The 21,473-nt window shown below is 72.9% G+C and carries 23 protein-coding genes; 12 read left to right on the top strand and 11 right to left on the bottom strand.

Going from position 1 to position 21,473, the window contains the following annotated elements:
- Position 1: 1 nt before the first annotated feature.
- The 5 genes from BM236_RS01125 to BM236_RS01105 form a co-directional block, all read right to left on the bottom strand.
- Positions 2-943, bottom strand: a complete 942-nt coding sequence (locus tag BM236_RS01125; protein ID WP_175507489.1) for a ferredoxin family protein — start codon at positions 941-943, stop codon at positions 2-4.
- Positions 940-2,055, bottom strand: coding sequence for a cupin domain-containing protein (locus tag BM236_RS01120; RefSeq protein WP_091119228.1), 1,116 nt, complete (start codon positions 2,053-2,055; stop codon positions 940-942). The genes BM236_RS01125 and BM236_RS01120 overlap by 4 nt, the downstream gene beginning before the upstream one ends.
- Positions 2,056-2,087: 32 nt before the next feature.
- Entirely contained in the window at positions 2,088-2,303 is a 216-nt protein-coding gene (locus BM236_RS01115; RefSeq protein ID WP_091119227.1) for a hypothetical protein, read from the bottom strand.
- A gap of 87 nt (positions 2,304-2,390) precedes the next feature.
- A complete protein-coding gene (locus tag BM236_RS01110) occupies positions 2,391-3,575 on the bottom strand; it encodes a zinc-dependent alcohol dehydrogenase (RefSeq protein ID WP_091119224.1) in 1,185 nt (394 codons plus the stop codon).
- A 28-nt stretch (positions 3,576-3,603) separates the two neighbouring features.
- The gene (locus tag BM236_RS01105) at positions 3,604-4,356 is read right to left on the bottom strand and encodes an SDR family NAD(P)-dependent oxidoreductase (protein WP_217645176.1); all 753 of its coding nucleotides are present in this window, start codon (positions 4,354-4,356) and stop codon (positions 3,604-3,606) included.
- A 116-nt stretch (positions 4,357-4,472) separates the two neighbouring features.
- Here BM236_RS01105 and BM236_RS01100 point away from each other — a divergent pair, with 116 nt between their 5' ends.
- The gene (locus BM236_RS01100) at positions 4,473-5,030 is read left to right on the top strand and encodes a hemerythrin domain-containing protein (protein ID WP_091119913.1); all 558 of its coding nucleotides are present in this window, start codon (positions 4,473-4,475) and stop codon (positions 5,028-5,030) included.
- Here BM236_RS01100 and BM236_RS01095 read toward each other — a convergent pair.
- Positions 5,019-5,786, bottom strand: a complete 768-nt coding sequence (locus BM236_RS01095; protein ID WP_245750059.1) for an MOSC domain-containing protein — start codon at positions 5,784-5,786, stop codon at positions 5,019-5,021. The genes BM236_RS01100 and BM236_RS01095 overlap by 12 nt on opposite strands.
- A 32-nt stretch (positions 5,787-5,818) precedes the next feature.
- On the opposite strand from BM236_RS01095, the gene BM236_RS01090 reads away from it, so the two are divergent.
- From BM236_RS01090 to BM236_RS01055, 8 genes are all read left to right on the top strand, one after another.
- Positions 5,819-6,970, top strand: a complete 1,152-nt coding sequence (locus BM236_RS01090; RefSeq protein WP_091119909.1) for a molybdopterin-binding protein — start codon at positions 5,819-5,821, stop codon at positions 6,968-6,970.
- Positions 6,971-6,987: 17 nt separating this feature from the next.
- A complete protein-coding gene (locus tag BM236_RS01085; RefSeq protein ID WP_091119220.1) occupies positions 6,988-7,215 on the top strand; it encodes a DUF6457 domain-containing protein in 228 nt (75 codons plus the stop codon).
- Positions 7,216-7,245: 30 nt separating this feature from the next.
- The gene (locus tag BM236_RS01080; protein WP_091119217.1) at positions 7,246-8,046 is read left to right on the top strand and encodes a GNAT family N-acetyltransferase; all 801 of its coding nucleotides are present in this window, start codon (positions 7,246-7,248) and stop codon (positions 8,044-8,046) included.
- Positions 8,047-8,076: 30 nt separating this feature from the next.
- Complete coding sequence (gene fdhD, locus BM236_RS01075; RefSeq protein WP_091119214.1) at positions 8,077-8,907, top strand: formate dehydrogenase accessory sulfurtransferase FdhD; 831 nt, start codon at positions 8,077-8,079, stop codon at positions 8,905-8,907.
- A gap of 235 nt (positions 8,908-9,142) precedes the next feature.
- Entirely contained in the window at positions 9,143-12,856 is a 3,714-nt protein-coding gene (locus BM236_RS01070) for a sensor histidine kinase (RefSeq protein ID WP_091119212.1), read from the top strand.
- Positions 12,853-13,257: a roadblock/LC7 domain-containing protein gene (locus BM236_RS01065; RefSeq protein WP_091119210.1), complete on the top strand. Its 405-nt coding sequence runs from the start codon at positions 12,853-12,855 to the stop codon at positions 13,255-13,257. The genes BM236_RS01070 and BM236_RS01065 overlap by 4 nt, the downstream gene beginning before the upstream one ends.
- A 19-nt stretch (positions 13,258-13,276) precedes the next feature.
- Complete coding sequence (locus BM236_RS01060; protein WP_091119208.1) at positions 13,277-13,645, top strand: DUF742 domain-containing protein; 369 nt, start codon at positions 13,277-13,279, stop codon at positions 13,643-13,645.
- 22 nt (positions 13,646-13,667) lie between these two features.
- Positions 13,668-14,237, top strand: coding sequence for a GTP-binding protein (locus tag BM236_RS01055; RefSeq protein WP_245750058.1), 570 nt, complete (start codon positions 13,668-13,670; stop codon positions 14,235-14,237).
- 194 nt (positions 14,238-14,431) lie between these two features.
- Here the strand turns inward: BM236_RS01055 and purU are convergent, their stop codons facing one another.
- The gene (gene purU, locus BM236_RS01050) at positions 14,432-15,295 is read right to left on the bottom strand and encodes a formyltetrahydrofolate deformylase (protein ID WP_091119908.1); all 864 of its coding nucleotides are present in this window, start codon (positions 15,293-15,295) and stop codon (positions 14,432-14,434) included.
- Positions 15,296-15,347: 52 nt separating this feature from the next.
- On the opposite strand from purU, the gene BM236_RS01045 reads away from it, so the two are divergent.
- Positions 15,348-15,692, top strand: a complete 345-nt coding sequence (locus tag BM236_RS01045; RefSeq protein WP_091119202.1) for a bifunctional 3-phenylpropionate/cinnamic acid dioxygenase ferredoxin subunit — start codon at positions 15,348-15,350, stop codon at positions 15,690-15,692.
- A 4-nt stretch (positions 15,693-15,696) separates the two neighbouring features.
- On the opposite strand, the gene BM236_RS01040 is transcribed toward BM236_RS01045, so the two are convergent.
- Entirely contained in the window at positions 15,697-16,092 is a 396-nt protein-coding gene (locus BM236_RS01040; RefSeq protein WP_091119200.1) for an FAD synthase family protein, read from the bottom strand.
- A gap of 67 nt (positions 16,093-16,159) precedes the next feature.
- On the opposite strand from BM236_RS01040, the gene BM236_RS01035 reads away from it, so the two are divergent.
- Together BM236_RS01035 and BM236_RS01030 are read left to right on the top strand one after the other, a co-directional pair.
- Positions 16,160-17,416: a DUF445 domain-containing protein gene (locus tag BM236_RS01035; protein WP_245750057.1), complete on the top strand. Its 1,257-nt coding sequence runs from the start codon at positions 16,160-16,162 to the stop codon at positions 17,414-17,416.
- Positions 17,416-17,709 (top strand): RNA-binding S4 domain-containing protein, encoded by a 294-nt coding sequence (locus BM236_RS01030; protein WP_091119196.1) that lies wholly within the window; start codon positions 17,416-17,418, stop codon positions 17,707-17,709. Before BM236_RS01035 ends, BM236_RS01030 begins: the two co-directional genes overlap by 1 nt.
- Before the next feature lie 62 nt (positions 17,710-17,771).
- Here BM236_RS01030 and BM236_RS01025 read toward each other — a convergent pair whose 3' ends face one another.
- From BM236_RS01025 to BM236_RS01015, 3 genes are read right to left on the bottom strand one after another with little or no spacing between them, the layout of a single operon-like run.
- Complete coding sequence (locus tag BM236_RS01025) at positions 17,772-18,140, bottom strand: FKBP-type peptidyl-prolyl cis-trans isomerase (RefSeq protein WP_091119193.1); 369 nt, start codon at positions 18,138-18,140, stop codon at positions 17,772-17,774.
- A gap of 10 nt (positions 18,141-18,150) precedes the next feature.
- Positions 18,151-20,751 carry a DUF4153 domain-containing protein gene (locus tag BM236_RS01020; protein WP_091119192.1) on the bottom strand — a complete coding sequence of 867 codons (2,601 nt, stop codon included), beginning with the start codon at positions 20,749-20,751 and terminating at the stop codon, positions 18,151-18,153.
- Positions 20,748-21,443, bottom strand: coding sequence for a response regulator transcription factor (locus tag BM236_RS01015; RefSeq protein ID WP_091119189.1), 696 nt, complete (start codon positions 21,441-21,443; stop codon positions 20,748-20,750). The genes BM236_RS01020 and BM236_RS01015 overlap by 4 nt, the downstream gene beginning before the upstream one ends.
- Positions 21,444-21,473 lie beyond the last annotated feature (30 nt).

The following is a 21,473-nucleotide window of genomic DNA, read 5'->3' as shown; positions in this document are numbered from 1 at the left end:
GTCACGTCCCCGCTTCGGCGATCCCGAGCACGTCGTGCGCGATCGGCGGCTCGGGTCGTCCCGCGGTGCAGGTCAGTCGGACGGCCGTGGCGGGGGAGCGGGTGGTACGCACCCTCACCGCGTACCCGCTCGTCGGCGTGCTGAAGACCGCGCGGGTCACCTCGCCGTCGCTCGTCGCGCCGGTGAGCCGCACCTCGTCGAAGCCGGTCAGGCCGAGCTCGCGGCGCAGCGCGATCTCGGCGGCCTGGACGGGCATCGGGTGCGTCGACCGGCCGCGGAGCCGGTCGAGGTCGAGCCGGCCCGCGCGCTGGGCGGCGATCACGTCCAGTGCGCCGGCCGGGTCGAGCTGTCCGTAGTAGAGCCCGTGGGGGAGCACCACCATGTTGCCCGCGAATCGGTCGCCGCCTACGTGCGAGACCTCCCACGTCTCCTCCGGGTGGGCCGCAGCGAGCGCCTTCGCGACCGGTCGCCCGCGCTCGGCGCAGCAGGCGTCGTGACGGCCGTTGGTGCAGACGCAGTAGATGTCTCCGTCGTGCGCCGACAGGCCGGTCGTGCCGCCGTGGCGCAGTGCGGCCAGGTCGAGGTCCAGCACGTCGCGCGGGTCGCTGAGCAGGCCTGACTCCAGCCGCGGCGCGACGGGGTCCGCCTGCGCGGCGAAGACCCGGAGCCCGTCGCTGCTGTCCGGCTCGGAGCTGTAGCGCCGGATCAGGAGGATCTTGGCGCGCAGCTGCTGGGCGCGCCGGCTCAGCTCGGCGCCCAGTCCGTCGGGCAGGCGGGCGTCGAGCAGGGCCGTGCGACCCCAGGGGCCGACGTGCTCGAGCAGCAGCCAGGTACGGACGTGGGTGGCGCTGCCCGCGACCGGCTCGTCGCGGTCGAGGCTCGCGGCCGCGCAGCGCCAGGCAGGGGTGCCGGCTGGACCGTCGGCGTCGCTGGCGACGCTCACACGATCTCCAACAGGCCCTCCCGGACCAGGCGGCGGCACAGCACGACACTGCTCTCCGGGTCCAGGGGCAGGTCGGCGGGGGTCAGCTCGGCGCGCAGCCGGAGCTCCTCCAGGGCGGGCCTGATCCGGGCGGGACCGGTCATCGCGCGGTCGCCGAGCAGCACCTCGACCTGCTCGCCGCGGTCGAGCAGGACGCACGGGTGTCCGGGGCGACGGCGCAGCCGCGTCGTGACCTCCACCGACCCCGCGGAGAGGACGTCCTGGAGCCCGCCGGAGAGCCGGGGTGGGCGCGAGGTGAGGAAGCGGCGGATCTCGGCCCCGACGGCGGCCGCGGTGTCGAGGCGGCGTACCTCGGCGGCGAGGGTCTCGAGCCGCTCGGCCAGCCCGTCGCGCAGCAGGGCCGGGTCGTCGAGGTAGCCGGCCGGCAGGTGGCCACCGTCGACGCCCGCGAGGAGCGGCGAGACGGTCCGCTCGACCAGTCCGCGCCAGGTCAGCTGGTTGATGCCGATGGTGACGTGCAGCGACACGGTCTCCTGGGCGCGGGCGGCATGCGGCGTGCCCGCGGGCAGGTACATCGACAGGCCCGGCTCGAGGAGGACCTCCTCGGCACCGTCGGCGCCGTGGATCTCCCACTGCTTGGAGCCGGCCGTCTGGAAGACGAAGACGTCGTGGCTGTCGGAGTGCACGGCGAATCCCTGGGCGCCCGGCGGCGTGAGGTAGGCGTTGGCCTGGCAGGGGTGTCCGAGCGCGAGCTCGAGCTCGGCCACCAGCCGGGTCAGCGGCGGGTGGTAGCGGTGCAGCCCCTGGAGGACGATCGTCGCGCCGTCGGCGAAGAGCTCCAGCGCCCGGCGCGGGTCGACGAGCCCGGTCAGCTGCTTGCCCGCGATCGTCGCGTGGCGGGTGTAGGACGACTCGGCCAGGACGGCGCCGTCCTTGGCCACCCGGACGGCCGGCGTCCGGATCGCGGTGTCGGTGAGGAGCGCGTCGGCGTCGTCGAGGGACAGCAGCCCGACCAGCTCGTCGGGCTCGGTGCGGTGGAGGTGCACGCGGGACGCCCAGACCTTCGCGAGGAAGGTCTGGGCGTCACCGCTGAGCAGGTCGAGGGCGTTCACCCGACGACCGGCTCCGAGGAGGAGGCGGTCATCTAGGCGTCGGTCCCGTCGCTGTCGCCACCGTCGGTGCCGTCACCGTCGGTGGCGTCACCGTCGGTCCCGTCGGTCCCGTCGCCATCGGTGGTGTCGCCGTCGGTCCCGTCCGTGCCGTCGCCGTCGGTGCCGTCGGCGTCGCCGCCCACGGAGGCGTCGGGACCGGTTGCGCCGGTGGTGGTCAGGTCGTCGTCGCTGAGCGGTCCGTCGGTCATGGTTCCTCCAAGGGTGTGGGGATGGTCGAGTCGATCATGTACCCGCTTTCACGTGGCGGTACAGCGGCATCCGCCGGATCGGGCCGCTCACGGGTTGAACAGCACCTTCACCATGCCGTCCTTCTTGGCGCGGAAGTCGGCATACGCCGACGGGGCGTCGTCGAGTGACAGGTGGTGCGTCGCGAACGACTCCACGCCGAGCACGTCCTCGTCCTGCGTCAGGAGGTCGAGGATGTCGTCGCTCCAGCGCCGGACGTTGGCCTGGCCCATCCGCAGCGTCACCTGCTTGTCGAAGAGCTGCATCATGTTGATCGGGTCCATCGCCCCGCCGTAGACGCCGGAGAGCGAGACGGTGCCGCCCCGCCGGACCGCGTCGAAGGCGCTCATCAGGGCCGCCAGCCGGTCGATGCCGGCCTTCTTCATGAACGGCTGCGCGATCGCATCGGGCAGCCGGCCGACCATCTTGTGGGTCATCTCGACCACCGGCGAGCCGTGCGCCTCCATGCCGACCGCGTCGATCACGGCGTCGGTGCCGCGGCCGCCGGTCAGCTCGCGGACCCGGTCGCCGAGCTCCTTGCCGGCCTCGTCGATGTTGATCACCTCGGCGCCACGGGAGGAGACGCGGGTGAGCCGCTCGGGCACGCGGTCGGCGACGATGACGCGGACGCCGCGGTGCAGCGCGATGCGCGTCGACATGTCGCCGATCGGACCGGCGCCGAGGACCAGGAGCGTGTCGCCGGGTCCGACGCCGGCGTACTCCACGGCCTGCCAGGAGGTGGGCAGCACGTCGGAGAGGTAGACGAACCGGTCGTCGGGCGGACCCTCCGGCACCTTGATCGGGCCGTAGCCGGCGAACGGCACCCGCAGGTACTCGGCCTGGCCACCGGGCACCTGCCCGTACAGCTTGCTGTAGCCGAGCAGGCTCGCGCCCGTGTGGTGCTCGTGGTTCTGCGTCGTCTCGCACTGGCTCTGGAAGCCGCGCTCGCACATCCAGCACGAGCCGCAGCTGACGTTGAACGGCACCACGACCCGGTCGCCGGGCTTGAGGTCGCCGACCTCCGAGCCGACCTCCTCGACGATGCCCATCGGCTCGTGGCCGACGACGTCGCCGGCGGTCATGAACGGGCTCAGGGGCTCGTAGAGGTGCAGGTCGGACCCGCACAGGCCGGTGCTGGTGACGCGGATGATCGCGTCGGTCGGGTCCTTGATGGTCGGGTCGGGGACCTCCTCGACACTCATGTGCTTGGGTCCCTGCCAGGTCACGGCTCGCATGCTGTCTCCTTCGACGGTTCGTGGATGCTCAGTCCTGGGGCTTGGTCATCCGGGCCATGAGCGGCGCGGCGAGCGCGTCGGGCAGGTGGGTGCCCAGCTCGGCCTGGATGCGGTTCTTGGCGGAGCCGGCAACGACGCTGTTCTTGCCGGCCATCAGCGCCTCGTAGCCGTCGTGGGCGACCTCCTGCGGGTCGTCCTTCGCGTCGCTCCGGCCCAGCGGGGTGTCCTCCATGGAGGCGCGGCGGAAGAACTCCGTGTCGGTCGGCCCGGGCATCAGCGACGTGACGGTGACGCCCGTGCCCTTCAGCTCCTCGCGGATCCCCTCGGCGAAGGAGTGCACGAACGCCTTCGACGCGGCGTACGTCGAGTGGTAGGGCCCGGGCGCGACCGCCGCGATCGACGAGGTGACCAGGAGGCGCCCCTTGCCGGCGCGCACCATGTCGCGGACGAGCAGCTGGCCGAGGTGCACGGTGGACCGGACGTTGAGGTCGACGAGCCGCAGGTGGTCGTCGAGGCTCGTCTCGTCGAAGCGCCCGCTGGCGCCGATCCCGGCGTTGAGGGCGACCGCGTCGGGGGTGCGGTCGATCTTGTCGTAGAGCGCCTGCACGCCTTCCGCGGTGGACAGGTCCACCTCCACGGGGACGACCCGACGGTCCGGTGTGGCCAGCTCGGCGGCCGCCTCGAGGATCGCGGGCTCGTCGGCGGCGATGACGATGTCGAAGCCGTGGTCGACGAACTCCTTCGCCAGCGCGCGACCGATGCCGGTCGAGGCGCCGGTCACGACCGCGAGAGGAGCGGACGGGCGGGGGTCCGAGGGAGTAGGCGATGTGGTCATGGCGACTGGTATCCCGGTGGGTGACGGGCATGCCGCGGCGCGCCACGGGCTACTGCTGCCCCATGACGAGCATCGACGTGGGCCGTCCCCTCTCCGGGGACGTCATCGACCTGATCATCGACGACCACCGCCGCTTCGAGCAGCTGCTGCGCCAGCTGCGCGACCAGACCGAGGACCGCGAGGCCGTGCGGCGCGCGTTCTCCGACGTCCTCATCGGGCACGGCGTCGCGGAGGAGGAGCTGGTCTACCCGGTGCTGCGGCGCAAGGCCGAGGACATCGGCGAGCACGAGGTCGAGCACGGCGAGGAGGAGCACGCCGAGGGCAACCAGGCGCTCCTCAAGGTGCTCGAGCTCAAGGGGACCGACACCCAGGCCTTCACCGACGCCGTCGAGGAGCTCAGCAACCTCGTCGCCCACCACGTCGCCGAGGAGGAGCTGACGATCCTGAGCCCGGCCCGGACCGAGGTGGGCGAGCGGATCCGGCTCGAGCTCGGCGAGAGGTGGGCGGCGCGCCGCAACGAGCTGATCGACTCCGGCTGCGGCTCGGTGGAGAGCGTGCGGCGGATCGTCGCGGAGGCCGAGCGCGAGGGGAAGCTCGACGACGATGAGTCAGGCGAGTGAGCCGGTGACCGCCCCTGGGGTCGTGACCGAGGCGTAGACACCGAACGCGGGTTCGCCCGCAGCGTTGAGCGGTCGGTAGGTGACCAGCGCCTTGAGCAGGCGGGCGTCCTTCTCGCCCGTCGCGGGGGAGTGGTCGATCACCGCGCACCGCGGGATCGCGACTCCACCGCGCAGCACCGCCGAACCTGCCTGCAGCTCCCTGCCCAGCCACGACTCCTCGACGTAGGGCTCCTCGGTCTCCACGACCAGGGTCGCCCGGAACCGCGCCGACTCGGCGAGGAGGTCGACCCCGCAGCGCTCGCCGAGGTCGCGCAGCGAGGCGGTGCCGACCAGCGTGACGGTGGGCCCGCCATAGACGACGGCCGCCGGCGGCGCGGCGGCCAGGACGACCCGCTTCCCGAGGTGGTCGCTGAGCACGTCGGCGTGCGGGCCCGCCAGCACGGCCAGCTCCACCGGGCGGCCCCAGTACTCGCAGGTCACCGTCCCACCGGTCGGCTCGATCTCGGCCGCGACCGGTGCCTGGCCCGGCGCGGTCAGCTCGAGCACATCCCCATCGCGGCCGGCGACCACGGTCAGGAGGCTCGGGTTCTGGACCGTGCGCAGGACGCGCCGCCGCTCGAGGTCGACCGCGCACAGCCGGCGGTCGCCGACAGCGCCCGTCGCAGCGAGCCCCACAGCGTCGTACGGACGGTGCGCGGTGCCCTTGACCGGCGCGTAGCCGGCAGAGACCACGTTCAGGATGATGACCCCGCTCACGAGCGAACCGTAGCCCTCATAGGGTGGGCGCCATGGTGCTGGGCTGGGCGCAGGCGCGACGGGCGGCGTACGACTCGGTCGTGCCCTTGACCGCGGTGACGGAGCCGCTCGCCGCGGCGCTCGGCCTGCGGCTCGCCGCGCCGCTGGTCGCGGCCGAGGACCTGCCCGGCTTCGACAACGCGGCGATGGACGGGTACGCCGTCGCCGGTGCTCCGCCGTGGCGCGTCGTCGGTCGCTCCCTCGCCGGCGACCCGCCGCCACCGGCAGCGGTCGGCGGTGCCGACCGGGCCGACCGGGCCGACGGGGCCGGTGAGGCGTGGGAGGTGGCCACCGGCGCTCACCTCCCTCCGGGCACGCGATCCGTCCTCCCCGTCGAGGACGCCGACGTCGACGGGGCGCTCGTGAGCGGGTGCGTCGAGCCCGGCCGGCACGTCCGGCACCGTGGCGAGGAGGCTCTGGCGGGGGAGGTGCTCCTGGCGGCGGGGACACGCGTGACGCCCCAGGTCGTCGCGCTCGCGGCCGCCGTCGGCGTGAGCGCGCTCAGCGTGGTCCCCGCGCCGCGAGTGGCGGCCCTGGTCACCGGCTCCGAGCTCGGCGACGGTCCCGGACGAGTGCGCGACGCGCTCGGCCCGGCGCTGCCGGGATGGGTCGCCTGGGCGGGCGGTACGTCGACCGGTGTGACGCGGCTGATCGACGACGCCGAGATGCTGCGCGGCGCGCTGGGCGGCGCCGACGCCGAGGTCGTCGTGGTCACGGGCTCGTCCTCGGTCGGCCGGGAGGACCACGTCCGGCCGCTGCTGGCCGAGCTCGGTGCCACTCCCGTCGCCGACGGGGTGGACTGCCGCCCGGGCAGCCTGGCGGGACTGTGGCGGCTCGCCGACGGCCGGCTCGTGGCCGCGCTGCCCGGCAACCCGTTCGCCGCGCTGGTCGCCTTCGTGACCGTCGTCGCCCCGGCGCTGGGCGGCCTCCGGGGCGACCCGCTCTCGCCGCTCGGACCGGTCACCGGCGACCTGTCGCCGCACCGGTCCGCGACGCGCCTGGTGCCCGTCAGGCTCACCGCCGACGGCGTCGTCGCCCTCGGCCACGACCACAGCGCCATGCTGCGCGGTGTCGCCGCCGCCGATGCGCTGGCCGTCGTACCCCCCGAGGGCGGGACCGCCCTCCTCCAGCCCCTGCCCGTGTGAGCGACCCGAGGAGAGAGATGACCGTCGAGGAGTGGGTGCCGAGGCTCGCCGCCGAGCTGGGCATCGAGGACGAGATCGACATCGACGCGATCCTGGCGATCGCCGGCGACGTCGCCCACGCGGTGGAGCGCAAGGCGGCACCGGTCTCGGCGTTCGTGATCGGCCTCGCCGCGGGCCGCGCCGGAGGCACGCCGGAGGCGGTCGCCGAGGCCATCCGGGCGACCCGGGACCTGGCCGGAGGCTGACGGTCCGGCGAGTGGTGCCATCATGCGCTGGTGCCCTCCGATGAGACCGTGCTCGACGACCCTGTCGGACACTCGCTCCGCGGCCACCACGCCCGCCTCGCCCGCGGCCTCGGCCGGACCACCACCTACCTGCCGGGCGTGGCCACCTTCGCCGCCGTGCCGGCCGACGCGACCGACGCCGACTGGGCCGGCCTCGCCGGCCTGCTCGGGCCGGGCGAGCTCGCCGACCTGTTCAGCTCGACGGCGACGCCGCCCGCCGACTGGGAGCAGGTGTTCGCGCTGCCGGGTGTCCAGCTCGTCGCTCCGCTCGTCGCTCCGCCCGTTGCTGGCGACGACGGAGCCGACCCGCGGGTCGTGAGGCTCGGTCCCGCCGACGTCGAGGAGATGCTCGCGCTGGCGCGGCTCACCCGACCCGGCCCGTTCTGGCCCCGCACGATCGAGCTCGGGACCTACCTCGGCATCCGCGACGGTGCCGACCTGGTCGCCATGGCCGGTGAGCGGCTGCGCCCGCCCGGATGGACCGAGATCAGTGCCGTGTGCACCGCTCCCGGTGCCCGCGGGCGGGGGTACGCCGCCACGCTGGTGACCGCTGTGCTGGCCGGCATCGCCGCACGAGGTGAGCGCGCGTTCCTCCATGTCGCCTCCTCGAACACCGGCGCCATCGCTCTCTACGAGCGGCTCGGCTTCACGCTGCGGCGCGAGGTGGCCTTCCGCGGCTACCTCACCCCGTCGGTGGAGTCCGGCCCGGAGTCCGGCCTTGAGTCCGGCCTCGAGTCCGGCCTTGAGTCCGGCCTTGAGTCCGGCGAGCCCGGTGGACCCGCGGACGCGTGAGACGGCACCTGAACGGTTAACCTCGAAGTCATGCGCAAGCGCGCCGTACGACGCAGGGTCACCCGCCTCGAGGTGGGCGGCGAGCCGCGCGTCCGCGAGGACAGGCTCGCCGCGGAGGAGCCGCTGGAGATCCGGCTGCAGGGCCGTCCGCTCGCAGTGACGATGCGGACTCCGGGCCACGACGTCGAGCTGTCGGCCGGGTTCCTGGTGTCCGAGGGCGTGGTCAGCCAGCGCGACCACATCACCACCGCCCGTTACTGCGCCGGCTCCACCGACGATGGCGTCAACACCTACAACGTGCTCGACGTGCAGCTCGCACCCGGAGTGGCGGTGCCGGAGACCGGGCTCGAGCGCAGCGTCTACACGTCGTCGTCCTGCGGGGTGTGCGGCAAGGCGAGCATCGACGCGGTCCGCACCCGGTCGTCGTACGACGTCGCCGACGACCCCGTCGTCGTCGACGCGGCGCTGCTCGCCGCGATGCCCGAGCGGCTGCGGGCGGCGCAAGAGATCTTCGAGCTGACCGGCGGCCTGCATGCAGCCGGGCTGTTCGACGGCCGGACCGGCGAGCTGCTCGTCGCACGTGAGGACGTGGGCCGTCACAACGCCGTCGACAAGGTCGTCGGCTGGGCCCTCGAGCACGAGAAGCTGCCGTTGCGCGGCACCGTGCTGATGGTGAGCGGCCGCGCGAGCTTCGAGCTCACCCAGAAGGCGTCGATGGCGGGGATCCCCGTGCTGGCGGCCGTGTCGGCGCCCTCGTCGCTCGCCGTGGAGCTGGCCGACGAGGCCGGTGTGACGGTCGTCGGCTTCTTGCGCGGGACCTCGATGGTCGTATACAGCCGGCCGGAGCGCATAGGCAGCTAGGGCCAGGTCGCCCGGCCCGGACGTACGGCTCCGCATCGCCCATCGGAGGGAATTCCGGCGATTTTCCAGATCTTGCGATCTACGCCACGGAATCCCGCTACTTTGACGCTTGCCGCACCGGACGACGTCGACGCCACGAGCATCGACACGCGAGGGATGGCAGGGAACTGGCATCCACTCGGGTGGCCTGCCTGACCCTTTCAGACTGCAGGGCATCGTCCAGAGGTGAGGGAGCATGGCGGAGCCATCGACCACTCAAGCAACCCGTCGGAAGGCCTGGCGCGGCATCCGCCCCAGGCTGGTCGGGGTGCTGTTGATCCCCACAGTAGCCGCGCTCGGCCTCGGCGGCCTGCGCATGGCCTCGGCCCTCGGCGAGAGCTCCGACGCCACGCGCGCCGCCAGCGTCGCCAGCGCGCTGCCGGACAGCTTCCGCCTGGCGCTCCAGCTCCAGGTCGAGCGTGAGACCGGCAGCGTGCCGAAGATCTCGGACAAGTCGCTCGACCCGGTCCGGCAGACGACCGACAGCGCGATCAAGGTCTGGCGCACGCGACTGGCTGACATCGACTCCTCGCGCGACGCGTCCTTGCAGCAGGACCTGCGCAAGATCACCGGCACGCTCGACGACATGTCCAAGGTCCGTGCCGACCTCGCCGACCCGCGGACCCGCCTGCTGGGTCAGACGGAGTACACCACCACGCTGAACCTGCTGCTCGGCCTGGCGAGCCACCTGCCCGACCTCGGGTCGAGCAAGGGTCTCTACCGTCAGGCCCTCGCCCTGGGCCAGGTGCGTACGGCGGCCGAGGCGATCGCCGCGCAGCGCATCCTGGTCACCAAGGCGCTCGGTCAGCGTTCCATCAGCCAGTTCGACCTCACCGCGCTCGCGTCCGCCACCCAGTCCTACAAGGACGCGACCGGTTTCTTCCGCGACAACACCTCGCCCCAGGCGCAGGTCCAGTTCGACCGGATCACCGACAGCGAGGACGGCGCCAGCACGCACGCCGGCATGCAGGACGCCATCGAGACGATCATCAGCACCGGCAACCCGGTCGCCGCGCAGATCGACGTGGCCCACTGGAACACCACCTCGGCCGCCTTCCTCGGCCTGATGACCAGCGTCGTCTCGACCGCTGCACAGGACCTGGCCAAGGCCGTGGACGACCGCCGGGCCGCCGCCCAGCACGACGCGCTGATCAGCGCCCTGACCGTGCTCATCGTCCTCCTGTTCGCCCTCATCGCCACCGTCGTCGTGGCTCGCTCGATCCTGCGGCCGCTGCACCAGCTGCGTGACGCGGCCCTCGACATCGCCCGGCACGAGCTCCCCGAGCGGGTGCGTGAGATCGAGGAGTCCGACAAGGTCGACGACCTCGAGATCAAGCCCATCGCCGTCGGCAGCCGCGACGAGATCTCCGAGGTCGGCGAGGCGTTCGACGCCGTCCACGCCGAGGCCATCCGACTCGCCGGTGAGCAGGCGCAGATGCGCGCCAACGTCAACCGGATGTTCGTCAACCTCTCCCGCCGCTCCCAGAGCCTCGTCGAGCGCCAGCTGCGGCTCATCGACGAGCTCGAGTCCGGCGAGCAGGACCCGGAGCACCTGGCGAACCTGTTCCGTCTCGACCACCTCGCCACCCGCATGCGCCGCAACGACGAGTCGCTGATGGTCCTCGCCGGTGGCGACACCGGCCAGGGCGCCCGCGGACCGGTCCCGGTGCTCGACGTGCTTCGCGCCGCCAGCTCCGAGGTCGAGCAGTTCGCCCGCGTCGAGATCGAGTCGGGCGAGGCCGCGAAGTTCCGCGGCAGCGTCGCCGGCGACCTCGTCCACCTCCTCGCCGAGCTCATCGAGAACGCGACGAACTTCTCGCCGCCGGACTCACCGGTCGTCGTACGCTCGATGCGCACGTCGGCGGCAGGCCCCCTCGTCATCGAGGTCCGCGACCTCGGCATCGGGATGTCCCCGGTCGAGCTCGACGGCGCCAACGAGAAGCTTCGCAGCGCCGGCGGCCTCGACGCCGACGTCGCCCGGATGATGGGCCTGGTCGTCGCCTCGCGCCTCGCGGACCGGCACGGTCTGACGGTGGAGCTGCGGGCCAACAGCCCGCGCGGCGTCGTCGCCCGTGTCGAGATCCCGGCCGGCGTCCTGGTCGAGCCCGAGACCCGCTCCGCCCTGGCCGTGGACGTGCTCGACCCGGCGGTCCCGGTCGAGGAGCTGACTGCGAGCCCGGCCGAGGCCACGCAGCCGTGGATCTCCGAGGAGCCGCTCGAGCCGGTCGCTGTGGCCGCTCCGGCCGAGCTGTTCGACCCGTCCCGGCCGTCCGCGCTGGACGACGTGTCCGTCGAGGAGGCCGACTCCCTGGAGCCGCTCGGTGCGGAGTCCTTCCACGCCGACCCGCTCGGTGCGGATTCCTTCGACGGTGACCCGCTCACCGCGCAGACCTACTCGAGCCAGCCCGTCGCCGAGCAGGCGCCCACGCCGGCCGCCTTCACCGAGTCCGGCATCCCCACCCTCCCGAAGCGCACCGCGACCGGCGTCCCGCCGGAGGACTTCACCCGCGAAGCTCCGGTGGACCTGACTCCCGCGGCGCCCGTTCCAGCGCCCGTCGAGCCGGCTCCGGCCCCCGAGGCGCCGGCAGCGGAGCCGACCGCCGCTCCGGCGGCGTCCGCGCCCGAGCCGGCCACCCGGTCGGCGATCCGGCCCCCGGAGGGCTACACGCCGCCGACCACGCCGATCGCCTCCGAGCCTCCGGTCAAGAACTGGTTCACCACCACGGTGCCGCTGCGCGACCCCGAGGAGCTCCTCAACACCTACCTGACCGGTCGGGCCGAGGGCGTCGACGGCGCCATCAAGAACCCGCTCGGCACCATCGCCAAGCGCGCTCAGCCGGTCGTTGACCCGTTCGCGGCGCCGCAGGACCCGGTCCGCAGCGACCTCTTCCTGCCGCCGAAGGCCGAAGAGCCGCCCGCGCCGCCGGCGATCAGCTCGAGCGGTCTGCCGACCCGCGTCCCGCGCAGCAACCTGCCCGCCGGACTCGCAGGCGACTCGACGTTCGACGCGTTCGGCTCGGGCACGCCGGCCGCGCCCGCCGCCCCGCCGGTGCTGCCCGCCCCCCGCGTGCCGCTTCTGCCTCCCGCACGGCTCACGCCTCCCGCACCGGTCGAGCCGGAGCAGGTCGCTCAGGCCGCCGCGCAGCCCGCCGGGCCGGAGGAGTCCCAGCAGCCCGAGCAGCCCGAGCAGCCCCAGCAGCAGGCCGAGCAGCAGGCCGAGCAGCAGGCCGAGCAGCAGGCCGAGACCGTGCCGCCCGCCCCGACGGCCGCTCCGGGAGAGCTCCTGCAGTCGCTGAGCCCGTCCCTGGTGCGCCCGGTGGCGAAGCAGTCCGGGCCGGTGCTCGACCCGCTCATCGCCGAGCTGGCCGCCGACGTGCTCAACGCTCCCTCGGCCGCGGAGGCGCTCAACCGCCTCGACGAGGAGGACGGCGCCGACGACTCGTCGATCTTCGCGACGATGCAGTCGGAGTGGTTCACCCGGCGCACGCCCCTCGAGGCGCGTCGCAGCCAGTCGGAGCCGACGTCCGGTGAGGCGGCCCCGGAGTCGGGCGAGTGGGTCTCGCCCGGTGACGAGGGCTGGCGCCGAGCCGCCGAGCTGGCCGCCGACCCCGCCACCTCCGACGGCGACTCGCCGATGACGGTCGACGGCCTGCCGGTGCGGGTGCCCGGACGCAACCTCGTGCCCGGGTCGGCCGCGCCGGCCGCCGAGACGCTGGACACCGTTCCGGAGAACGTCGTCCAGCTGCCACGGCTGGAGCGCCGTCGTACGCGCGGCCTCACCAGCTTCCAGCAGGGTGTGAGCCGGGCCCGGACCAGCGACACGCCCGACACCGACGACCACAGTGAAGAGATCACCGTTCTCGGCGCCTACGACGCGTCGCAGAACCGAGCACACGAGGAGCACCAGTGACGACTGTCAGCGCCGGACTCGACTGGCTGGTCGACAGCCTGACCCAGCGGACGCCGGACATCGCACACGCGATCCTGGTCTCCGCCGACGGAATGCCCATGGCCAGCTCGCGGGACTTCCCGCCGGACCGGGCCGACCAGCTCGCGGCGATCACGTCGGGACTGACCAGCCTCACCATGGGCGCCGCACGCTGCTTCGCGGCCGGCCAGGTGCAGCAGATGGTCATCGAGATGGACGGTGGCTACCTGGTCCTCATGGCGGTCGGCGAGGGCTCCAGCCTCGCTGCGCTCGCCAGCCCGGACTGTGACCTCGGCCAGGTCGGCTACGAGATGCAGCTGCTCATCTCGCGGGTGACCAGCGCCCTGACCCCCGCAACTCGAACCGGCGCCGACGGCGCCTGACGGTTCATGAGGTGAGACCGTGAGCAACGCTTCCCCCGAGCCGCTTCCGCTCGTCAGGCCGTATGCCCTGACCGGCGGACGCACCAAGCCCAAACGCGATTACCCGATCGAGGCGCTCGTCAAGACCGACTCCGAGTCGGGAGTCCTCGGTGCCAACGGGTTCCGCAGCCCCGAGGAGTCGGCGATCGCCGACCTGTGCGCCCAGAGCCGCTCCGTGGCCGAGGTCGCCGCGCTCATCAAGCTCCCGCTCGGCGTCGTGCGGGTGCTCATCTCCGATCTCGTGGACCGAGGCGTCGTGCAGGTGCACACCAGTGCCTCCGCCAGTGAGGACGACCGTCCTGACGCCGCCCTGCTCGAGCGAGTCCTCCGCGGACTCCGCAAACTCTGAACAACACTGTGGAGGAAACCCCGTGATTCCCGACACCCGTCAGGCGACCATGTCGGCCAAGATCGTCATCGCCGGTGGCTTTGGCGTCGGCAAGACCACCTTCGTGGGCTCGGTCTCCGAGATCATGCCGCTGACGACCGAGGCCGTGATGACCTCCGCGAGCGCCGAGGTCGACGACCTCTCGGCCGTGCCGGACAAGCGCACGACGACGGTCGCCATGGACTTCGGCCGCGTCTCGCTCGACTCCGACCTGATCCTCTACCTCTTCGGCACGCCCGGCCAGAACCGGTTCTGGTTCATGTGGGACGACCTGACCCAGGGCGCCATCGGTGCCGTCGTCCTCATCGACACCCGCCGGCTGGCCGACTCGTTCGGCGCCATCGACTACTTCGAGTCGCGCAACGTGCCGTTCGTGGTGGCCCACAACGTCTTCGACGACGACCGCTACACCGCCGAGCAGATCCGCGAGGCGCTCGCCCTGCGCGACGAGATCCCGGTCGTCACCTGCGACGCCCGCGACCGCGCGTCGACGAAGACGACGCTGATCTCGCTCGTCGAGCACGTCCTCCAGCTCGTCGCCGCCCGCGCCTGACCGCGAGGGGTCAATCCCTCAGCACCGAGGGGTCAATCCCTCAGCACCGAGGGGTCAATCCCTCAGCACCGAAGAGTCGATCCCTCCACCCGGAGGGATCGACTCTTCGCTAGTGAGGGACTGACCCCTCGCTAGTGAGGGAGTGACCCCTCGCTAGTGAGGGACTGACCCCTCGGGGGTGCGGGGGCGACTCCTCAACGGAAGACGACGGTCTTGTGGCCGTTGAGCAGGATCCGGGTCTGGGCGTGCCAGCGGACGGCGCGGGAGAGCACCTGCGCCTCGACGTCCCGACCGGCCGCGACCATGTCCTCCACACTGGCGCGGTGGTCGACGCGGAGCACGTCCTGCTCGATGATCGGCCCCTCGTCGAGGGCGCCGGTCACGTAGTGCGCGGTCGCGCCGACGAGCTTCACACCGCGGTCGAAGGCCTGGTGGTAGGGCTTCGCGCCCTTGAAGCTGGGCAGGAACGAGTGGTGAATGTTGATCGCTCGACCGGCCAGGCGCGTGCAGAGATCGTCGGACAGGATCTGCATGTAGCGCGCCAGCACGACCAGGTCGATCTGCTCCGCCTCGACGAGGTCGAGGAGGCGCGCCTCCGCATCGGCCTTGGTCGCTCCCGTCACCGGGAGGTGCTGGAACGGGACGTCGTACGACGCCGCGAGCTGCTCGAGGTCGCGGTGGTTGGAGACGATCAGCGGCACGTCGATCTGCAGGCCGCCGCTGCGCCAGCGGAAGAGCAGGTCGTTGAGGCAGTGGCCGTCCTTCGACACCATGATCAGTATGCGGCAGGGAGCGTCGGCGGCCCGCAGCTGCCAGTGCATGCGGTAGCGCTCGGCGACCTCGGCGAACTCCTCACGCAGCCGCTCGGCCGGGACGTCGCCGAGCACCTCGAACTCGATGCGCTGGAAGAAGCGCCCCTCGCGGTGGTTCTCGTACTGCTGCAGCTCCAAGATGTTGCCGGAGCGCTCGAAGAGGAACCCCGAGACCGCGTGGATGAGACCCGGCCCGTCGGGGCAGTCCACGGTCAGGACGTACGTCGGCCGGGCGCTCCCACTCACGGCACCGGAGTCTGTCACGGCCGACCGACCGCGGGCCGCTACTGTCTCGATCGTGATACCCGTCTGCGCGCTGTCCGACCTGGAGACCTCCGAGCCGATCCGCTTCGAGCCCGAGGGCGAGCCGCCGATCTGTGTCGTGCTCGCCGAGGACGGCGAGGTCTACGCGGTGGACGACACCTGCACCCACCAGAACGCCTCGCTCTCCGAGGGGTGGGTCGAGGGCTGCGAGATCGAGTGCCCGCTGCACGGCTCGGCGTTCGACCTGCGCACCGGCAAGGTCGACATCCTGCCGGCGACGCTGCCGATCCGCACCCACGCCGTGGAGATCGTCGACGGCGTCGTGCACGTCTCGCTCTCCGACGCCCGGCCGCACCTGCCGCCGGGCGTCACCTACTGACGAGCTACTGGCCGGAGATCTTCTCGATGAGCGCGGTGGTGGAGATCGCCGGCGTCCGCGGGAGGTAGCGGACCTCGCAGATGTCGGCGAACTCGTCGAAGCGGCCCGTCCAGTCGTCGCCCATGACGAGGACGTCGGCGGAGTACTTCTCGATGTAGTGGCGCTTGAGCTCGAGGCTCTCCTCGACGAAGACCTCGTCGACGGGCTTGAGCGCGCCGACGATGGCCAGTCGCTCGGACTCGGTGAACACCGGCTCGCGATCCTTCTTCACGCGGTTCAGCGCATCGGCCGAGACGCCGACGACGAGGCGGTCGCCGTAGGACGCCGCGCGCTCGATCATCCGCAGATGTCCGACATGGAAGACGTCGAAGGTGCCGAAGGTGATCACGGTGCGAACCATGGAGTGGAGTCTCCCACGCGGGGTGAGGCGCGGCTGAATCGTTGGTCGGCACGGCACAATCGGGCCCGTGAGTGGCCTGATAGTCGGTGATCCGGCGGCGGACGAGACGCGACGGCAGGCGCTGCGCCGCATGCGAACCCTGGCCCTCGGCCTGCTGGTGGTGGCGGCGCTGGTCTACCTGGCCACCCTCCGGCGGCACGGCTTCCTCGGCTTCGTGAACTCCGGCGCCGAGGCGTCGATGGTCGGCGCGATCGCCGATTGGTTCGCCGTCACCGCCCTCTTCCGCCACCCGCTCGGCCTGCCGATCCCGCACACGGCGCTGATCCCGAAGCGCAAGGACGAGCTAGGCCGCGGGCTGGAGGAATTCGTGGGGGAGAACTTCCTGCAGGAGGAGGTGATCCGGGATCGGGTGCGCATCGCCGACGTCTCCCAGCGGGTGGGCCGCTGGCTGAGCGAGCCGGCCAACGCCCGCCGGGTCGTCGACGAGGTGTCGGTCGTGGCCGCGAGCGCCCTGTCCCGGGTGCGCGACGACCACGTCTCGTCGCTGTTCACCGAGGCGCTATTCCCGCGGCTGCGCGAGGAGCCGATCGCGCCGCTGCTCGGCGGCCTGATCGAGGAGGCGATCGACGACGACCTGCAGCGCGGCCTCGTCGACCTGGCCCTGGTCGAGCTGCACGCGTGGCTGCTCGCCAACGAGGAGACCGTCACCGACGTGCTCGGCGAGCGGGCCCCCTGGTGGACGCCGCCCGCGCTCAACGACCGGGTCGCCTCGCGCATCCACCTCGAGCTCGTGCGCTGGGTGGCCGACATCCGCGACGACCCCTACCACCGGGCCCGCGAGGCCATCGACTCGATGCTCGCCACGCTGGCGCACAACCTCCAGCAGGACCCGCCGACGCAGGAGCGCGCCGAACGGCTCAAGGACCGCATGCTCGACCACCCGCAGGTGCTGGCCTCGACCATCTCGGTCTGGAACGCCCTGCGCCGCGTGGTCACCTCATCGCTGCGCGACCCGGACGGCGCCCTGCGCGACCGCCTGCGCCGTGAGCTGTCGGACTTCGCCGAGCGGCTGCTGGAGGACGAGCCGCTGCGCCGCCGCCTCGACGGCCTCGCGGCCGACGCCGCGGTCTTCGCCGTCGACCGGTACGGCGCCGAGGTGACCGCCGTCATCACGCACACGATCGAGCGGTGGGACGGCAAGGAGGCCGCCCGGCGCATCGAGCTCCACGTGGGCCGCGACCTGCAGTTCATCCGGATCAACGGCACGGTGGTCGGCGGCCTGGTGGGCGTGCTCATCCACGCGATCACCGTGCTGGTTGACTGATGCCCGTGTTCGGTCGCAAGAAGCAGTCTCAGGAGCCCGAGCCCGAGGACGTCCCGATCCGCGAGGAGATGATCCGACTCGGCCAGTTCCTCAAGCTCGCCGGGCTCGTCGAGCACGGGGGAGAGGCCAAGGAGGTCATCGCGGCCGGCGCGGTGAGCGTCAACGGCGAGGTGGACACGCGCCGCGGCCGGCAGCTGCACGTCGGGGACGTCGTCCGGCTCGGCAGCGGGTCGGAGAGCCGCGCCGCCCGGGTGGCCGACCAGGCGACGTACGAGGACGACCTGCCCTGGTGACGCGGTGAGACGCGAAGCGGGCCGTCGAGCTCCGACGACGCAGCCGAGCGCCCGTCATGGCGTCAGGAGACGCCGAGCAGGTCCACCACGAAGATGAGGGTCTCGTTGGGCTTGATGACGCCGAGGTCGCGGTTGCCGTAGCCGAGGTGCGGCGGGATGACGAGCTGGCGGCGGCCGCCGACCTTCATCCCCTGCACGCCCTGGTCCCAGCCGGCGATGACCCGGCCGGCGCCGAGGGGGAACTGGAACGGCGCGCCGCGGTTGTAGGAGGCGTCGAACTCCTCGCCGCTGCTGAGCGCGACACCGACGTAGTGGACGCTCACCGTCCTGCCGGCGACCGCCTCCTCGCCGTCGCCCTCGGTGATGTCCTTGATGACGAGGTCGGTCGGGGGCGTGGGGTCGACGAAGTCGATCTCGGGCTTCTCACTCATGCGGGCAAGCCTAGTCAGCGGTGGTTGCCGCATCGCTGGGGCACCCGTCCGCTGACGCGACGGACCCGGTGGCGCCCGCGAAGCGGGGGAGGTGGTCGGCGGCACGGGACCGGCCGAGGTTCCACTCCAGCCAGTCGTCCCGGGCGTCCTCGCGCCCGACCAGGGCGCAGGCGGCGTCGTGGTCGGCGAGCACCGGCACCGCGTCGTCGGAGAGACCCTGCAGGTAGGACCAGTCGACCTTGCCCGTGTCGTCGTACCGGTCCAGGTTGTGCTGCGCGATCCAGGCGTCGGGGTTGACGGCGGCGATGCCGAGCAGGGCGACGACGGCGGTGACGAGCCCGGCGCGCGGGAGCCACCTGGCGTGCAGCGCGGCGCCGGCCGCGGCGACCAGGAGGACGACCAGGCCGAGCCAGCCCTCGAAGACGTCGACGAGGAGGCGCAGCCGGGTGAAGCCGTAGGCCTCCTGGTAGAGGTGCATCCGGTGGAGCGCGGAGGCCACGACGACCAGGGTGAGCAGGCAGAGCGCGCCCAGCGCGACCCGGATCCAGAGCCGGTCCGCCGGCGTGGCCCGCGGCGCCTTGCGGGCGGCGACCGCGATGACCAGCAGGGTGAGGGCGGTCGCGACGGTGAGCTGGCCGAAGCCCTGGTGGACGTAGTCGGCGTAGGTCAGCCCCGTGGTGCGGCGGACGTAGTCGTGGCCGCCGAAGAACACCGCCGCCTGGGCGACGAGGAACGCGGCGAAGACCGCGTCGACCACCAGCACCGGGGCCAGCCACTCGTAGCGGCGCTCCACGGGGCGCGCCGGCTGGCCGGTGCGGTCGACCCGGGGTGGATTGAGGCCGAGGTAGGCGCCGGCGAGCACCACGCCGCCGACGGCGACGAGGAGGAAGGCGCGCAGCACGAAGGTGTCGAGGGTGAGGTCCGGCAGCGCGGCGTCGACCCACTCGGCGAGCAGCGCGTCGGCGGAGACCAGCAGCAGGCCGAAGACGACGAGACCGGCCAGGGAGAGCACCAGGGTGCGCAGGAGCGCGGCGCCCTGGCCGAGGCCGGTCACTCGCGCGGCGGTGCGGCCCAGCCACGGCAGCCCGCGCAGGCCGGCGAGCGGCCAGGAGAGGCAGGAGACGATGAAGCCGGGCAGCGTCCGGCCTCGGGTCAGGCCGACCGCTGCGGTGACGGCCCCCGCGAGCAGGGAGAGGACGAGCAGCCAGTCGGCGGCGCGGACGGTGGGCACCAGGGCGAGCAGTGCGCAGAGCGCGGCGCAGGCGAGGGTGAACGGGTCGCGCCGGTCCTTGCTCGCCACGAGTACGACGCCACCGCCGGCGAGCAGCACCAGCGAGGTCCCGATGCCCTGGACGCGGAACGGCAGCACGATGGCGGCGAGCAGGCCGACCCCGAGGGCGCCGGCGAGCAGCGACAGCCGCGCGGGCGTGCCGGGCTCGGTCCAGAACGTGCCGAACACGTCGTCCAGGAGGGGCCGGGGCGCGGTCGGGGGAGGCGTCGCAGGCGCCTCGGAGGATGCCGGCGGTGGCGTCGGAGCCGGAGCGGCGGCGGGGTTCGGCGACATGAGGGTCTCCTGACGGACGGCGGGACGGTCGGGGGGACGGAGCGGGAGGTCGACCCGGACGCGGGCGCCGATCGCCGCCCCCTGGGGGCCGGGCTCGGGGTCGACGAAGCTGATCGAGCCGCCGTGCAGCTCGGTCACCCAGCGGGCGATGGCCAGGCCGAGGCCCGTGCCGCCGCCACCGCTCGTCGCGCGCAGCGTGCCGAACGGCTCGAAGACCCGCTCCCGGTCGGCCGGGTCCACCCCCGGGCCCGCGTCGTGGACCTCGAGGCGGTAGCGGTCGCCCTGAACCGAGACGCTCACCCGCACCACCCCGCCGGCCGGGCTGTGCCGGGAGGCGTTGTCGAGCAGGTTCGCGACGAGCTGGTGGAGCCGGTCCGGATCGGCGCTGACGACGAGGTCGTCAGGGACGCTGACGTCGTACGTCACCGCGCGGCCCAGGGCGCCCAGCGTCATCGCCTCAGCGACGGCGTCGGCCAGCAACGGCCCCAGGGGGACCGGGGCGGGGCTGAGCGGCGCCTTCCCCGCGTCGACGCGGGCCAGGTCGAGCAGGTCGGCGACGAGCGCGCTGAGCCGCTCGGTCTGCGCGAGCGCCGACCGCAGCGAGGTCGGGTCGGTCGGACCGACGCCGTCCACGAGGTTCTCGAGTACGCCGGACAGGGCGGCCAGCGGGGTGCGCAGCTCGTGGCTGACGCCGGCGACCAGGTCCCGGCGCTGCTGGTCCACCGTCGCGAGGTCGCGCGCCATCGTGTTGAAGGCGCGGGCCAGCTCGCCGACCTCGTCGCTGGAGGTGTCGGTGACGCGGACGGCGTAGTCGCCCGTCGCCATCCTCCCGGCCGCCGCCGTCATCTCGCGCAGGGGCGACGTCATGCCGACCGCCAGCAGCTGCGTGACGGCGAGCGCGAGCAGGATCGTCACCGGGATGCTCAGCGCGACAGGCACGCCACCGGCGCTGCCCAGGCTCGTCACGGCCACCGCCACCACGACGCTAGCGGCGACCAGGAGGCCGAGCTTGACCTTGACCGAGCCGACCCAGGACAGCGGCGTCATGCGGTGACCTCGAAGGCGTAGCCGACGCCGTGGACGGTGCGGATCCGGTCGGCGCCGACCTTGGCGCGCAGCCCCTTCACCTGGCTGTCCACCGCGCGGGTCGCGGAGGCGCCCGGCCAGCCCCACACCTCGGCCATCAGTCGGTCGCGGCTGACCACCGTGCCGGGCTCGGCGGCCAGGCAGAGGAGGAGGTCGAACTCGGTGGGGGTCAGCCGCACCTCCTCCCAGCCGGTGCCAGCGCTCAGCCAGACCCGCCTCGCCGCCGCGTCCACGCGCAGGCCGCCCAGCTCGGCGGGGCGACGCTCGGCCAGCTCGGCGGCCCGCTCCACCCGGCGCAGCAGGACGGCCACGCGGGCCACCAGCTCCCGCATCCGGAAGGGCTTGGTGAGGTAGTCGTCGGCGCCGACGCCCAGGCCGACCAGCACGTCGGACTCGTCGTCGCGGGCGGTGAGCATGAGCACCGGCACGGGGCGCCGGGCCTGGATCCGGCGGCACACCTCGTGGCCGTCGTACCCCGGGAGCATGACGTCGAGGACGACCAAGTCCGGCTCGTGCTCGGCGTCGGCCGCGACGGCCCCCGGCCCGTCCCAGGCGCGGACGACCTCGTAGCCCTCCGCGGTGAGCCGGTCCGACACGGTCTGGTTGATGACCGGCTCGTCCTCGACGACGAGGACCCGGCGCGACTCCTGCATGACGCCAGGCTAGAAGCGCACGTGTCGCCG

Origin of the sequence: Nocardioides terrae, assembly GCF_900112345.1 — a bacterium.
Classification (GTDB): Bacteria; Actinomycetota; Actinomycetes; order Propionibacteriales; family Nocardioidaceae; genus Nocardioides; species Nocardioides terrae.
Note: the sequence above shows the minus strand (reverse complement) of the source record. Positions and strands in the feature narration are given on the sequence as shown.

What these genes read in the sequence shown, in the direction of transcription:
- BM236_RS01015 (WP_091119189.1), bottom strand. Translation starts at nt 21,443, where the DNA reads ATGCAGGAGTCGCGCCGGGTCCTCGTCGTCGAGGACGAGCCGGTCATC.
- BM236_RS01025 (WP_091119193.1), bottom strand. Translation starts at nt 18,140, where the DNA reads ATGAGTGAGAAGCCCGAGATCGACTTCGTCGACCCCACGCCCCCGACC.
- BM236_RS01110 (WP_091119224.1), bottom strand. Translation starts at nt 3,575, where the DNA reads ATGCGAGCCGTGACCTGGCAGGGACCCAAGCACATGAGTGTCGAGGAG.
- fdhD (WP_091119214.1), top strand. Translation starts at nt 8,077, where the DNA reads ATGCGCAAGCGCGCCGTACGACGCAGGGTCACCCGCCTCGAGGTGGGC.
- BM236_RS01070 (WP_091119212.1), top strand. Translation starts at nt 9,143, where the DNA reads ATGGCGGAGCCATCGACCACTCAAGCAACCCGTCGGAAGGCCTGGCGC.
- BM236_RS01040 (WP_091119200.1), bottom strand. Translation starts at nt 16,092, where the DNA reads ATGGTTCGCACCGTGATCACCTTCGGCACCTTCGACGTCTTCCATGTC.
- BM236_RS01100 (WP_091119913.1), top strand. Translation starts at nt 4,473, where the DNA reads ATGACGAGCATCGACGTGGGCCGTCCCCTCTCCGGGGACGTCATCGAC.
- BM236_RS01020 (WP_091119192.1), bottom strand. Translation starts at nt 20,751, where the DNA reads ATGACGCCGCTGTCCTGGGTCGGCTCGGTCAAGGTCAAGCTCGGCCTC.
- BM236_RS01090 (WP_091119909.1), top strand. Translation starts at nt 5,819, where the DNA reads ATGGTGCTGGGCTGGGCGCAGGCGCGACGGGCGGCGTACGACTCGGTC.
- BM236_RS01085 (WP_091119220.1), top strand. Translation starts at nt 6,988, where the DNA reads ATGACCGTCGAGGAGTGGGTGCCGAGGCTCGCCGCCGAGCTGGGCATC.
- BM236_RS01115 (WP_091119227.1), bottom strand. Translation starts at nt 2,303, where the DNA reads ATGACCGACGGACCGCTCAGCGACGACGACCTGACCACCACCGGCGCA.
- BM236_RS01030 (WP_091119196.1), top strand. Translation starts at nt 17,416, where the DNA reads ATGCCCGTGTTCGGTCGCAAGAAGCAGTCTCAGGAGCCCGAGCCCGAG.